The following is a 15,169-nucleotide window of genomic DNA, read 5'->3' on the forward strand; positions in this document are numbered from 1 at the left end:
CTTGGCTTTTTTGTGTTTTCTCTTTTTTCTATCACTTAATTCTTGTTAAGTAATTCAATGGAACCTGGGTTTTGAAAACCACGTGGTAATTTAACACCACGCTGGGCCCGTTTTCCTTTATAAGCATCTAAATCAGATAATTTCAAATTAATATGTCGTTTACCCGCATTAATACGAATAGCTTGCTGCTCATTGACCACACAAAAACCGATCACTTTATCATCCCCTGATTTTAAATCTTTAGTCGGGATTTGAATCAGCTTATTTCCTTTACCGCGGCTTAATACCGGCACTTCACTCACAGGGAATATTAATAACCGGCCTTGTTTACTGACAATCGCAACCCAGCCCTCTTCAGCCTCGTATAACGCTGGTGATAGTAGCTTTGCACCTTCTGGTATTGTTAATAAAGCCTTACCTGCTTTATTTTTAGTTTGTAAGTCATTCAGATTTGTAACAAAACCATAGCCAGCATCAGATGCCAGCATAATATGCTCATCTACACCTGCAATAACATCCGTAAACATAGAACCGGCAGGTGGTTTCAAACTACCGGTGATCGGCTCGCCTTGCCCACGTGCTGATGGCAACCCATGAACTGGTAAGTTATATACCCTGCCTGTTGAGTCTAAAAAGTAAACCCAGTGATTGCTGCGGCCTTTTGCCGATGCTAAGTATTCATCACCTGACCTAAACGTTAAACTCTTTGGGTCAATATCATGGCCCTTAGCGGCACGAACCCAGCCTTTTTGTGAAATAACAACCGTCATAGGCTCATTGGGAATAAGCGCTCGCTCATCTAACGCCTGTGCTGCTGACCGATTGACAATCGGCGAGCGCCGAACATCTCCATACAATTGAGCGTCTGCCTGAATTTCTTTTTTAACCAATGTCCGCAAACGTTGTTTTGAGCCTAGAATTTTTTCTAACTCATCACGTTCCTTCGTCAATTCTTCCTGTTCTGCACGAATTTTAAACTCTTCTAACTTTGCTAACTGACGCAATTTAATCTCAAGAATCGCATGTGCCTGAACATCAGTAATATTAAATTGCTGCATTAATGCATCTTTAGGATGATCCTCTTCTCGAATAACCCGAATGACTTCATCAATATTTAAATAGACAATCAATAACCCATCTAAAATATGTAAGCGATCATTTACTTTATCTAAACGATGCTCCAAACGTTTTCTAACAGTTTCAAGCCGATAAGTTAACCACTCTGCTAATAATACTTTCAAGTTTTTAACTTGCGGTTTTCCACTTAAGCCGATTACATTGAAATTGACACGGTAGGTTCGCTCTAAATCGGTTGTTGCGAAAAGGTGCGACATTAATTGCTCGACACCAACTCGTTTAGAGCGCGGCACAATAACTAATCGTGTTGGGTTTTCATGGTCTGACTCGTCTCGTAAATCTTCTACTATAGGTAGCTTTTTGGCACGCATCTGTGACGCAACTTGTTCCAGCACTTTCGCCCCAGATACTTGATATGGCAGCGCAGTCACAATAATTTGACCCTGCTCCATTTCATAACGCGCTCTTGCACGTAGACCACCTGAGCCTTTTTCATACATTGCACGAATCTCATCACGCGACGTGATTATTTCGGCCTCTGTCGGAAAGTCCGGTCCTTTTATATGTTCCATCAGCGTATCGATATCTGCCTTTGGTTCATCCAATAGGCGGATACAAGCGCTCGCCACTTCATTTAAATTATGTGGCGGTATATCTGTGGACATCCCTACGGCAATCCCTGTCACACCATTTAATAACAAATTGGGTAAGCGTGCAGGTAACAACTTAGGCTCTTGTAAAGTGCCATCAAAATTATCGGTCCACTCAACCGTGCCGTGCCCTAACTCGCTCAACAAACTGTTTGAATAAGGCGCTAAGCGTGATTCTGTATAACGCATCGCCGCAAAAGACTTTGGGTCATCTGGTGAGCCCCAGTTTCCTTGCCCATCTACCAATGGGTAACGGTAAGCAAACGGTTGCGCCATGTGCACCATCGCTTCATAGCAAGCGCTATCACCATGCGGATGGAATTTACCCAGTACATCACCCACTGTTCGCGCTGATTTTTTAAATTTTGCGTTATTAGATAGGCCTAATTCAGACATCGCATAGACGATACGGCGCTGAACAGGTTTAAGACCATCTGCGATATGTGGCAATGCACGGTCTAAAATAACGTACATAGAATAATCCAAATACGCTTTTTCAGTAAATGTTTTTAATGGCAGCGTTTCAATGTTTTCAAAAGATGTTGTCGTCATAATGTTCTCTTATATATCTGCCAAATTACCACTTTCTTCTAACCATGCTTTACGGTCTGAAGCACGTTTTTTTGCAAGTAACATATCCATTTTGGCATGGGTTTGATCACCCGATGTCATATCTAGTCTCACTAAGCGACGTGTATCCGGGTCAAGTGTAGTCACCCGAAGTTGAGCAGGGTTCATTTCACCTAAGCCTTTGAAACGCTGTACATTAATTTTGCCTTTTAATTTTTCAGCCGCAATACGATCTAACACACCTTCTTTCTCGGCTTCATCTAGGGCGTAAAACACCTGCTTACCCACATCAACTCGGTATAAAGGCGGCATCGCCACATAAATGTGCCCTGCTTCGACCAATGCCGAAAAATGCCGAACAAATAAAGCACATAACAGAGTGGCAATATGTAGCCCATCAGAGTCCGCATCGGCAAGAATGCAAATTTTATTGTAACGTAAGGATTTTAAATCTAAGGAGCCGGGCTCCACACCGATTGCTATTGAAATATTGTGTACTTCTTCCGAGGCTAAAACATCAGCAGGGTCTACTTCCCAGGTATTTAAAATCTTTCCTCGTAACGGCATAATAGCTTGAAACTCACGATCACGCGCCTGTTTAGCAGAGCCGCCTGCAGAGTCCCCCTCAACTAAAAATAGTTCAGAACGATCGGAGTCTTGGGATGAACAGTCTGCTAACTTTCCTGGCAAAGCTGGGCCGCTGGTCACTTTTTTACGAATAACTTTTTTACCCGCACGTTGCCTATTTTGTGCACGTTGAATAGCAATCTGGGCAATTTCTTCACCTATAGCGGGGTGTTGATTTAACCATAGACTAAAACTATCTTTAGCCGTTCCCGAGACAAAAGCTGCACATTCTCTAGATGTTAGCCTTTCTTTTGTTTGGCCTGAAAACTGTGGGTCTTCTAACTTGATAGATAGCACATAATGACAGCGCTCCCAGACATCATCTGGCGTAATTTTAACCCCGCGCGGGAGTAACGATTGGAATTCGCAGAACTCTCTAACCGCTTCGGTCAATCCTGTGCGCAAGCCATTAACATGCGTACCACCTTGTGATGTAGGCACCAAGTTTACATAACTTTCAGTAATTCCTTCACCGGCATCGGTTGACCAAGCAACCGCCCACTCAACCGATTCGCGTTCGCTACTCGCACCCGACACAAAGCCTTCTGGCGGCAATAAAGTTAAATGTTTTAATTCACCTAATAAATAATCGGTTAGGCCATTTTGATAAAACCACTCTAATTTTTCAGCATTGATTTCATCCTTCAAATAAATATGCAAACCAGGGCAAAGGACGGCTTTGGCTCGAAGTACATGTTTCAACTTAGATAACGAAATCACAGCCGAGTCAAAATAAACAGGGTCTGGCTTAAAATGAACAGATGTACCGGTGTTTCGCTGTCCTACTGTTCCAAGCTCTGTCAAATCTGCTACTTTGATACCATTCTCAAAAGCCATGTGCCAACGCTTACCAGTACGCTTAACTTCCACATCAACCCGAGATGACAACGCATTAACCACAGAAATGCCGACGCCGTGCAAACCACCAGAAAATTGATAGTTTTTATTTGAAAACTTTCCGCCAGCATGCAAACGGGACAGAATTAATTCGACACCTGGAACACCATGTTCTGGGTGAACATCCACTGGCATCCCTCGCCCATCATCGTCAATTTTGACCGAGCCATCTTTATATAAAGTTACGACTATTTCACTTGCAAAACCTGCAATTGCTTCATCGACACTATTATCAAGTACCTCTTGTACTAAATGATTAGGTCTCACCGTGTCGGTATACATCCCCGGTCTTTTTTTAACTGGGTCGAGCCCCGTTAGGACTTCAATGTCAGAAGCTTCGTATTGACTATTCATAAACTGGGTTAATGACTCGTTAAAGTATAAATGAAGGCCGGATTCTAACCATTAAGTCTAATTCTAACAAGCTCACATGCCGGCTTATAATCATAATTGCTGGCGCGAATGATCACACCTCTAATTGATTCAAATGTTCACTTGAATAATAAAGGTTTTGAACTAGTATACATTGATAAAAAAAATTATTAACGTTAGGGAGATAGTTGTTTTGAAGGATAGGGATGAACTTTTTAATAAAATCCATGACACTCTGAAGTTGCCTCTGTCCGGATATCATCAACTTACAAAGTCACTCGAGTTAGTTCTAGAGTACTTGGAGGTAGATCGTTGTTCATTACTCTATCCTTGTACAGCCAATGCTTCAACACATATGATTCCTATTGAAGTAACCACAGCCAACTACCCTGGTGCCAATAAATTAAAAACCGACCTCTCAACAACCTCACTTTTTAAGCATATTAGCCAAACTGTTGAAAATACAACCGAGCCGGTCTCCTTTGACCTTAAAAATATCGAGTCAACTCAATTATCAAAGGTATATAAAGACTTCTCTATAAAAGCACAAATCGTTAAGCTTATTGAACAGGCTAATGGTGAAAAGTGGGGTCTCTCACTTCATCAATGTAATTCAACACGGATTTGGGACGCTGAAACGAAAGATATAATAAATACAGTCGCCGAGATGATCCGCCCTATTCTTTCAACGCTTGTAGATATTCCAACACTCTTAAGTCTTGTTGAGTCTGCAACAGAGGCGATAGACAATTCCTCATTGCCGCAAGTGCTATACAACATGGATAGGGAAATTGCTTATGCTAATGAAGCCTATTGCCAATTGCATAAACGCGATTTAAATGATTTGCTACACCAGCATGGTAAACAATTTTTCTCCGAAGAAGAGCACGATAGGTACGATCAGCTTTTTGACGATATTTTAAAATACGGTAACGCAAACAATAATAGTACAAAAACCACAGGGGATGGTGAAACTATTCACACCGAATTTCACGGCTCCTTATTGAATTATAATGGTAGCCGACACTATCATGTTTCGCTCTATGACCAGACCGAAAAAATTAGAAACCAGCAACAACTCCAATCATACAGTGATATCCAACACGCTATTATGGAAGCCAGTGATGACGGTATGCTGGTCGAAGATACTGATAGAAAAGCTATCGCCATTAACCAGACTTTTTTTAATACCTTTGATATTCCACCCAGCTTACTAAAAGAAAAGAACAACCAAACACTAGAAATGTTAAAGGCTGGCATGGATAAAATGCAAGACGCTGAAAAGATCGCGCAAAATGTGTTGTCCTTAAGCCCTTCTTCAGAGGTTAAGACATCAACACTCATTTATTTAAAAAATGGCACGATATTAGATTTAGCGTCTTTCCCTTTAATTCACGACAAGACCATCAAAGGGCGTGTTTGGTACTTTAAAGACATCACAGAAAACACACTCCTTACACAAAAGCTAGGCTTCGAAGCAACACATGACCCCCTAACAAAACTCGTTAATCGTCGTGGTTTCGATGAAGAACTTAGTCGCTCTATTAATGACTTAAAAGACAGTAATGCCGTTCATGCTTTACTCTACCTTGATTTAGACCAATTCAAAATAATTAATGATAGTAGTGGCCATGCAGCAGGAGATATGGCACTTATTGAAGTCAGTCAATTACTCTTGAAACAAGTCCGCTCGGCCGACCTGCTCGCAAGAGTAGGTGGAGATGAGTTTTGTATTTTATTAAAGGACTGCCCACCCGATGTAGCTCATGCATTAGGTGAACAAATCAGACAAGATATCGAAGACTTTATTTTCATATCCGGCGATAAAGAATATAACCTAGGCGTCAGTATTGGCATTGTTACCATTGATCAGAGCTTTAATTCATATGAAGATGTTCTCAAACTGGCTGACACATCGTGTTACCTTGCTAAAGAGGCAGGGCGTAACCAAATTCACATCCACACGAATGCAGATCAAGCAGTTGCGTTACGATTACAACAAAATAATATAGTCAGTCAAATAAATGATGCACTTAAGGCCAATCGTTTCGAGTGTTATGTACAAAAAATACGCACTGTTTCTAACGAAGACTCCAATACCAAAAATACGCTCTCAAATTATGAAGTATTGGTTCGTATGCTCGATGCAGATGGCAGTATTATCGCACCCAATGTGTTTTTGCCTGCTGCAGAACGCTATAAGTTAATGTATAAAATTGATCATTGGGTTATAAAAAACTCGATTCAGGCAATGGCAACCATTCAAGAGCAAGTCGACTGGTTTAGCATCAATCTATCAGGGCAGACCATCGCCCACCAAGGTAGCTTTGAGCTCATCAAAAAGTGTATCGATGACGCCAACATCCCTCCCCAAAAGATTTGTTTCGAAATAACTGAAACAGCCGCGATTACTAACCCTGAGTTTGGAGTGAGTTTCCTAAATAAATTACAACAACTAGGTTGCTTAATTGCCTTGGATGACTTTGGCTCCGGTCTATCATCGTATGAGTACCTCAAGCGATTGCCCGCTGACATTCTTAAAATTGATGGTCAATTTATTCAAAATATGCTCTACAATCCTTTGGACCTTGCGATGGTGAAGTCTATTAACGAAATTTCACACATCATGGGGAAAAAGACTGTAGGAGAGTTTGTTGAAAACGAAGCAACGCTCAAAAAAATGAAAGATATTGGGATTGATTTTGCACAGGGCTTCTATCTTGATACCCCAAAGCCTCTTCGCACCATACTAGAAGCCCACCCCATGCAAATCACTCTAGAGTAAACGTAGCGTTTACTTATTAATCCAAATCACTCGCCAACGAGTTTCGTATATTATCAGGCACCGTCACCTCATGTTTATATGCTGGGTGATCAACACCTGCATTAATAATCGCACCGTTTTGCACCGCTTCCACCATCGGTTGCGTCAACTCAAAGCGTAAAAAATGAACGGAAGATGTTTTCTCATTCGTTTCACGTTCTAAGTCTTCATTAGCAATGGGGTAAACCTTATCAAAACCCGCTACTTGAACCCACGTCGCACGTTCAATACCAATCAATTTTTCCAGCGCCACTTTACGATCACCAGCATTATCAAACTGAATCATCATTGTTGCTTTCCAGTTTTGCCCGTCAGGAATCAATGGGTTATAGGTTTCAATTTCTTCGATAATGCCCGCCGAGTCAAAGATTTTTTCGGCACGTAACATTTCTTGAACCTGGTAGCGCATGGTTAAATAGTCTTCAAAATGTAGGCTGACATTCTCCCCGATTCGCACTATTCGATTAAGTTTATGAGCACGAACCTTTTGCCTATATTCATCACGTTTATTCGAATACTCTTCAAGACCATACAGTTCTTCTTTAACTAGCTTTTTCATTTTCAACCTCTAATGTTCAAATGCCGTACGCTTGCTTTAGCAAACTAATAGGGCTCTTTACGTTTGACTCATCTTCCAAGCCACTTGCAATGTGATCAGCTGCCATAGGGCAATCGCTTGAAAACACATCGGCTTCAGCCTTTTTCACTCGGTTTACAACCGGCTTTGCAATTTTTTTAGCTATATCATGGAACTCACTTTTTAGCGCATACGTTCCATCATGCCCAGAACACCGTTCTATCGCATTTACTGATGTATTTGGAATTAACTCTAATACCTCTTTCGTCTTTAATCCAATATTTTGAACCCGTAAATGACAAGCAACTTGATAAGAGACCTGCCCTAATTCACCTTTAAATTCTGTTTTTAATAAGTTCGATTTATGGCGAAGCATCAAATACTCAAATGGGTCGAAAATAGCATCACGCACTTTTGCTACATCTTCATCATCTGGAAACATTAACGGCAACTCTTGTTTAAACATCAACACACATGATGGCACAGGGGCAATTACATCCCAGCCCTCATCAATCAATTTAACAAGTTGCGGAATGTTATTGTTTTTTAAACGCTCTACCTCTTTAAGATCACCCAGTTCAAGCTTAGGCATACCACAACAGTTCTCTTTACTTGCCATCGTTACCGCAACATTATTATGCTCTAGCACATCAACCAAATCATTTACTAAATCTGGTCGATTATAGTTACCATAACAGGTGGTAAAAATAGCCACTTTTCCGGTTGTTTCTCCGCAAGCTTGCACCCCCGAAGCATCATGTTTTTGCTGGGCAAATTTTTTCCTTGCTGTTTCGGTATGATAGGCTGGGATAACCGCTTCGTTATGAATCCCTAATTGGCTGTCTAAAACTCGTCGAATTGTCTTGTTCTGGTTCGCTGCATTCACCACATTAACAACGATGGGGATAGACGCTAATTTACCAATTCTATCGGTAGATGTAATTAATTTATCGCGTTGTTTGACTTCATTTTTTTCAAACTTAACGGCCTTCGCACGAAGCATTAAGTGTGGAAAATCCAAGTCCCATTCATGAGGAGGCACATAAGGGCATTTTGACATAAAGCACATGTCACATAGATAGCAATTATCGACCACATCCCAATAGACTTTTTTATCGACGCTATCGAGTTCCATTGTTTCTGACTCATCAATGACATCAAACAATAATGGAAACGCATTACATAAATTAAAACAACGACGACAACCATGACAAATATCAAACACACGATCTAATTCGTTGAATAAATTAGCCTCATCGTAAAAACTAGCGCCTTTCCAATCTATTGGATGCCTTGTGGGGGCCTCTAAGCTACCTTCTCTCATTTATTTATCTCCAAAAAAAAGGAGAGCACATGCGTACCCTCCTTTTGATCTAAATCAACACTTAAGCGTTTAAGCTATCTAACGCTTTTTGGAAACGATTCGCGTGTGAACGCTCCGCTTTTGCCAGTGTTTCAAACCAATCAGCAATTTCATCGTGACCTTCGTCACGTGCTGTTTTTGCCATACCTGGGTACATATCAGTGTACTCATGCGTCTCACCGGCAATCGCTGCTTTTAAGTTATCTTCAGTTCCACCAATTGGCAGACCTGTTGCTGGATCACCTGTTTCTTCTAAATATTCTAAGTGACCGTGTGCATGGCCTGTTTCACCTTCTGCAGTTGAACGGAAAACAGTAGACACATCGTTGTATCCTTCGATGTCTGCTTTGTTTGCGAAGTATAGGTAACGACGGTTTGCTTGTGACTCACCAGCAAACGCATCTTTTAAATTCTGTTCTGTTTGAGAACCTTTAAGTGACATAGTAATTCCTCTTAATAAGTTGAATGATATCAATTCTACCTTTAGACTGGGTCTAATAGTAAGCTCAAGATACGTTACCATCTATTTGATGTCAATATGATTACTTCGTGCTAACTAACACGACAAGCATTTTAAAAAAATAGTGACCCTATCCAGTCTAGTTAAGGTAACGTATTTCCTTTTACAAAATCAACGACAAAACTAATGGCCAAAGCAAAAAAACTCGATTTAGAATCATCCCTTCAATCCTTAGAAGAACTTGTTGACCGTATGGAAAATGGAGACTTGAGTCTCGAAGAATCACTAAAAGAGTTTGAATTAGGCATCAAGTTAATTCAATCCTGTCAAAAGTCACTTACAGACGCTGAACAAAAAGTTGAAACTCTATTAAACAGCTCCGCCTTGGCAAAACCCGTCGATTTCGATTAAATATTTAATTTACCCACAGCCATGACTGCTTTTAAAGACTTCCAAAGCGCCAAAACACAACAAATAGAAACCGCGCTAGCGCGCTATCTTCCCGCGAGTCATATTGAACCCAAGCGATTGCACGAAGCCATGCGTTATTCAACTCTTAATGGTGGCAAACGTATTCGAGCGATGCTCGTCTATGCGACTGGGAACTTACTTGAAATACAACAACCTATATTAGACAGCATAGCTAGCTCAATTGAGCTTATTCACGCTTATTCACTCATTCATGACGACCTTCCATCGATGGACGACGACGATTTACGTCGTGGCAAACCGAGTTGTCATAAAGCCTTTGACGAAGCAACTGCTATTTTAACCGGAGACGCGTTACTAACACTCGCCTTCAACGTGCTGGCAAAGGCGGATTGCAGCAATGAACAAAAAATAACCTGTATTCAACTGTTATCACAAGCTGCCGGTTCAAGAGGCATGGTCGGCGGCCAAGCCATTGATCTGGCTAATGAAGGAAAGTCCATTTCCATTGCTGAAATTGAAAATATGCACCTACATAAAACAGGGGCCTTGATCTGTAGCTGTATCACTTTAGTCGCAAGTTTAAAGTTTCAAACAACAGATAGCCAGTATCGCCACCTAAAACATTATGCAGAATGTATCGGACTGGCGTTTCAAGTACAAGATGATATTCTTGATGAAACCTCATCCACTTCAACACTCGGCAAAACACAAGGTAAAGACCGGCAAGCTGAGAAGTCCACCTACCCTTCTATTTTAGGCTTAAGGGCTTCGAAACACTTAACCAAAGATTTATATGACGAGGCTATACAAAGTCTTTCTAATTTTGACCACCGCGCTAATTACCTTAGGGATATCGCACAGTTCACTATCTCACGGATATCTTAAGCACATGGTCCTTAGACCAGTATTCACTTGCATAGTCTTTGCTTGCAAACGATAATACGCAACCTTAACCTAACGTATTATGAGCATTACGTGACGCCACTGGCAAAATACCCTATTCTCGATAAAGTTGATATACCAAACGACCTTCGTAACCTTACGGAAGAGGAGCTTATTGGTTTATCACATGAGCTGCGTGAGTTTCTAATTTCCTCCGTCAGTAAATCAGGGGGACATTTATCAGCCGGGCTTGGTACCGTTGAACTGACCATTGCCTTACATTATGTTTTCGACACCCCTTCTGATAAATTAATTTGGGATGTTGGACACCAGGCTTACCCACACAAAATTTTAACTGGGCGTAAAGATAAGATTTCAACAATTCGTAAAAAACACGGCGTTACCCCTTTTGTAACACGTGCAGAAAGTGAATACGACGCATTTGGCGTTGGCCACTCGAGTACATCAATCAGTGCCGCTTTAGGTATGGCCATTGCCGCCGCTATAAATAACGATGAAAAACGCACAGTTGCTATTATTGGTGATGGTGGAATAACCGGTGGTATGGCTTTTGAAGCGCTAAATCACGCCGGTGCCTTAGATGCAAATTTACTGGTTATTTTAAACGACAACGACATGTCTATTTCGCCAAATGTCGGGGCGATGAAAAACTATTTAGCTAAAATCTTATCCGGAAAATTCTACACAACCGTAAAAGAAGGTAGCAAAAAGGTGATGGCTAACATGCCCAGTGTTTGGGAGTTGGCAAGACGAACTGAAGAACACGTAAAAGGCATGGTTATACCAGGGACATTATTTGAAGAGATGGGCTTCAACTATATTGGACCTATTGATGGTCACGACCTCCCCACTTTAGTTAAAACATTATCCAACCTAAAAGACTTACAAGGCCCACAATTCTTACACATTGTGACCCAAAAAGGTAAGGGCTACTCCCCTGCTGAAGCGGACCCGATTGGATACCACGGCGTTTCAACCTTTGACCCAAGTAAAGAAAAGTTACCAGAAAAGGCACCTAGTTCAGCCACTTATAGTGAAGTTTTTGGCCAATGGCTTTGCGATATGGCTAAAGAAAATGACAAACTCGTTGGCATTACCCCTGCTATGCGTGAAGGCTCTGGCATGGTGACATTTGAACAGCAATACCCAGAGCGTTTTTTTGATGTTGGTATAGCTGAACAACACGCTGTTACCTTAGCGGCGGGAATGGCTTGCGAAGGCTTACAGCCTGTTGTTGCTATTTATTCAACGTTTTTACAACGTGGATATGATCAACTTATTCACGACGTTGCCTTGCAAAAACTCCCTGTTCTTTTTGCTATTGACCGTGCAGGCTTAGTTGGCCCTGATGGCCCCACTCATGCTGGTTCGTACGACTTTAGCTACCTACGCTGCATCCCAAATATGGTTATTATGGCGCCCGCTGACGAAAACGAATGTCGACTTATGTTAACAACAGGGATTCAACATAAAGGCCCAGTTGCAGTACGTTATCCACGTGGTAAAGGTCCTGGGGTCACTATTAGTAATACACTTGATAGCATTCCAATTGGCAAAGCCGTTACTCTAAGGGAAGGCAAAGATATCGCCTTATTAGCATTTGGCTCATCGGTAACACAAGCACTTGAAGTAGCCGAGGAATTTAATGCAACGGTGATCAACATGCGCTTTATAAAACCCTTGGATGAAGACATGATCAAACATATTGCTAGCACTCACAACACGTTGGTGACACTGGAGGAAAATGTTATCAAAGGTGGCGCAGGCAGCGGTGTTAACGAGTTTATTAACCAAGCTTCAATCGATACCAAGGTCTTAAACATTGGCTTGCCAGACCTTAATCTTGAACACGGTTCAAGAGAAGAACTATTGCAAGAAGCAGGTCTCGACACTCAAAGCATAAAAAACTATATAAGCAGCCGCTTAAATAAAACAAACACCTGATACAACACAGCCTACTTACTAAATATGACCATCGAAGACGTACAAAACCACCCAGATTCTAGAAATATGCCCATTAATAAAGTCGGCATAAAGGATATCCGCCACCCATTTGTTTTTGTCGATAGGGACGGTCACCAACGAGCAACTGTTGGCACCTTTAACATGTCTGTCAACTTACCTCATCATCAAAAGGGCACTCATATGTCACGTTTTGTGGCCCTTTTGAATGAAGATTGCCAGCAATTATCTATTAAGGGGTTCAATGCATTATTAGAAAAAATGACCCACACCCTTGAAGCGGAAACAGGTTACCTAACCACAGAGTTCCTATATTTTGTTAACAAGTCTGCCCCTATTACTGGCGTTAAAAGCTTATTAGACTATCAAATAAAGCTTGACGGGCACTGGTCAAAAAGTGATCAAAAAATCAAAATTACAGTAGTCATCCCCGTTACCAGCTTATGCCCTTGTTCAAAGAAAATTTCTGAATATGGCGCGCATAACCAGCGTTCTCATATCACCGTTACCGCAGAAATTGGTGACAATATTTGCGCTGAAGACATTATCCAGCTGGTTGAAAAGCAGGCATCGAGTGAACTTTTCAGCCTGTTAAAAAGGCCTGATGAAAAATACGTAACAGAGCTCGCCTACGACAACCCTAAATTCGTAGAAGATGTCGTAAGGGATATTGCTAGTGTACTTAACGATGACCAGCGAATTTTAGCTTATACCCTAGAAGCTGAAAACTTTGAATCCATACACAATCATTCTGCCTACGCAGTAATCGAAAACAACAAATTAACTTAATAATACCGGAGCTCCAACAATGTCTAACACCATAGACCTCACCCAATACGGGATAACCAACCCTAGCGAAGTTATCTACAACCCTTCTTTCGACCTTTTATTTGAAGAAGAAACTCGAGACGATCTAACAGGCTATGAAAAGGGAACTGTAACTAACTTAGGTGCTGTTGCAGTCGATACCGGTATTTTCACTGGACGCTCACCAAAAGATAAATACATCGTGATGGATGACGTATCACGTGATACCGTTTGGTGGTCTACCCAAGGCAAAAATGATAATAAACCCTTATCAGAAGAAAACTGGGGACACCTTAAAAATATTGTCACTAAACAATTATCTGGTCAGCGATTATTTGTTGTGGACACCTACTGTGGTGCCAATAAAGATACCCGTTTGGCGGTACGCTTTATTGTTGAAGTCGCTTGGCAGGCACATTTTGTAAAAAATATGTTTATTCGCCCAACAGAAGAAGAATTGGTTGATTTTGAACCAGACTTCGTTGTTTTAAATGGTGCCAAAACAAATAACCCCGATTGGCAGGAGCACGGCCTTAACTCAGAAAACTTCATTGCTTTCAACCTAACCGAAAAAATGCAGCTTATCGGTGGCACTTGGTATGGTGGTGAAATGAAAAAGGGCATGTTCAGCATGATGAACTACCTGCTTCCACTGCGCGGTATAGCCTCAATGCATTGCTCTGCCAATGTTGGTAAAGATGGCGATGTTGCAGTGTTCTTCGGTTTGTCTGGAACAGGCAAAACAACACTATCCACCGATAAAGACCGTCAATTGATTGGTGATGATGAACATGGCTGGGATGATGATGGCGTGTTTAATTTTGAAGGTGGCTGCTATGCTAAAGTTATCAATTTAAGCGAAGAAGACGAACCTGAAATTTATGGTGCTATTCGTCGCGATGCTCTTTTAGAAAACGTTACTTTATCTGAAGATAACGTCATTCAATTTGCTGATAATTCTAAAACCGAAAACACGCGTGTTTCTTACCCAATTGATCATATTGACAATATTGTTAAGCCAGTTTCAAAAGGTGGCCATGCTAAAAAGGTTATTTTTTTAACCGCCGATGCGTTTGGCGTAACACCGCCGGTCTCAAAATTAACAGCCGCGCAAACTAAATATTATTTCCTATCTGGCTTTACTGCAAAGTTAGCCGGTACTGAACGAGGCATTACAGCGCCAACGCCAACATTCTCAGCGGCCTTCGGTGCAGCATTTTTATCATTACACCCCACCAAATACGCACAGGAATTAGTGAAACGTATGGAGGCTGTTAATGCCGAAGCCTACTTGGTTAATACTGGATGGAACGGCACGGGAAAACGAATTTCAATTAAAGATACCCGCGCTATCATTAATGCAATCCTTGATGGTTCAATTGAAGAAGCAGAAACAACACATATTCCCTACTTCAATTTAGAAATACCAACCGCGTTACCAGGCGTTAACACGGACATTCTTGACCCACGAAACACCTATGAAAATGAAGCTGATTGGGAAAAACGCGCCCATGAGCTTGCTCACTTATTTGAACTAAATTTCGAAAAGTACACAGATAACGAAGAAGGGAAATCTCTCGTAGCTGCTGGGCCGCAACTAAAATAATAACGTCAATCACAAACGTTAACCTCAAAGGCCATGCTCATG

The 15,169-nt window shown here is 41.3% G+C and carries 11 protein-coding genes; 6 read left to right on the forward strand and 5 right to left on the reverse strand.

All coding sequences use genetic code 11. The annotated features are described in order from the left end of the window. Positions 1 to 35 precede the first annotated feature (35 nt). Positions 36 to 2,279, reverse strand: coding sequence for a DNA topoisomerase IV subunit A (gene parC / locus Q91_RS07260; RefSeq protein WP_015006236.1), 2,244 nt, complete (start codon positions 2,277 to 2,279; stop codon positions 36 to 38). A gap of 9 nt (positions 2,280 to 2,288) precedes the next feature. After that, complete coding sequence (gene parE, locus Q91_RS07265) at positions 2,289 to 4,175, reverse strand: DNA topoisomerase IV subunit B (RefSeq protein ID WP_015006237.1); 1,887 nt, start codon at positions 4,173 to 4,175, stop codon at positions 2,289 to 2,291. 373 nt (positions 4,176 to 4,548) lie between these two features. Between parE and Q91_RS07270 the strand changes: the two genes are divergently transcribed. After that, positions 4,549 to 6,978, forward strand: a complete 2,430-nt coding sequence (locus tag Q91_RS07270) for a bifunctional diguanylate cyclase/phosphodiesterase (protein ID WP_015006238.1) — start codon at positions 4,549 to 4,551, stop codon at positions 6,976 to 6,978. Positions 6,979 to 6,994: 16 nt separating this feature from the next. On the opposite strand, the gene Q91_RS07275 is transcribed toward Q91_RS07270, so the two are convergent. The 3 genes from Q91_RS07275 to Q91_RS07285 all read right to left on the reverse strand — a co-directional run bounded on the left by Q91_RS07275 (position 6,995) and on the right by Q91_RS07285 (position 9,399). Then, a complete protein-coding gene (locus tag Q91_RS07275; protein ID WP_015006239.1) occupies positions 6,995 to 7,576 on the reverse strand; it encodes a DUF3501 family protein in 582 nt (193 codons plus the stop codon). A 16-nt stretch (positions 7,577 to 7,592) separates the two neighbouring features. Beyond that, a complete protein-coding gene (locus tag Q91_RS07280; protein ID WP_015006240.1) occupies positions 7,593 to 8,918 on the reverse strand; it encodes a heterodisulfide reductase-related iron-sulfur binding cluster in 1,326 nt (441 codons plus the stop codon). 61 nt (positions 8,919 to 8,979) lie between these two features. Next, on the reverse strand, positions 8,980 to 9,399 hold the full coding sequence (locus Q91_RS07285) for a rubrerythrin family protein (protein WP_015006241.1): 420 nt from the start codon (positions 9,397 to 9,399) through the stop codon (positions 8,980 to 8,982). Between the two features lie 204 nt (positions 9,400 to 9,603). On the opposite strand from Q91_RS07285, the gene Q91_RS07290 reads away from it, so the two are divergent. The 5 genes from Q91_RS07290 (at position 9,604) to pckA (ending at position 15,127) form a co-directional block, all read left to right on the forward strand. Then, on the forward strand, positions 9,604 to 9,828 hold the full coding sequence (locus tag Q91_RS07290) for an exodeoxyribonuclease VII small subunit (protein ID WP_015006242.1): 225 nt from the start codon (positions 9,604 to 9,606) through the stop codon (positions 9,826 to 9,828). A gap of 21 nt (positions 9,829 to 9,849) precedes the next feature. Further along, a complete protein-coding gene (locus Q91_RS07295; RefSeq protein WP_015006243.1) occupies positions 9,850 to 10,734 on the forward strand; it encodes a polyprenyl synthetase family protein in 885 nt (294 codons plus the stop codon). 90 nt (positions 10,735 to 10,824) lie between these two features. Next, positions 10,825 to 12,696: a 1-deoxy-D-xylulose-5-phosphate synthase gene (dxs, locus tag Q91_RS07300; protein ID WP_015006244.1), complete on the forward strand. Its 1,872-nt coding sequence runs from the start codon at positions 10,825 to 10,827 to the stop codon at positions 12,694 to 12,696. A gap of 24 nt (positions 12,697 to 12,720) precedes the next feature. Beyond that, positions 12,721 to 13,503 carry a GTP cyclohydrolase FolE2 gene (folE2, locus tag Q91_RS07305; protein ID WP_015006245.1) on the forward strand — a complete coding sequence of 261 codons (783 nt, stop codon included), beginning with the start codon at positions 12,721 to 12,723 and terminating at the stop codon, positions 13,501 to 13,503. A 19-nt stretch (positions 13,504 to 13,522) separates the two neighbouring features. Beyond that, positions 13,523 to 15,127 carry a phosphoenolpyruvate carboxykinase (ATP) gene (gene pckA, locus Q91_RS07310; protein ID WP_015006246.1) on the forward strand — a complete coding sequence of 535 codons (1,605 nt, stop codon included), beginning with the start codon at positions 13,523 to 13,525 and terminating at the stop codon, positions 15,125 to 15,127. Positions 15,128 to 15,169 lie beyond the last annotated feature (42 nt).

It is taken from the genome of Cycloclasticus sp. P1 (assembly GCF_000299965.1).
Classification (GTDB): Bacteria; Pseudomonadota; Gammaproteobacteria; order Methylococcales; family Cycloclasticaceae; genus Cycloclasticus; species Cycloclasticus pugetii.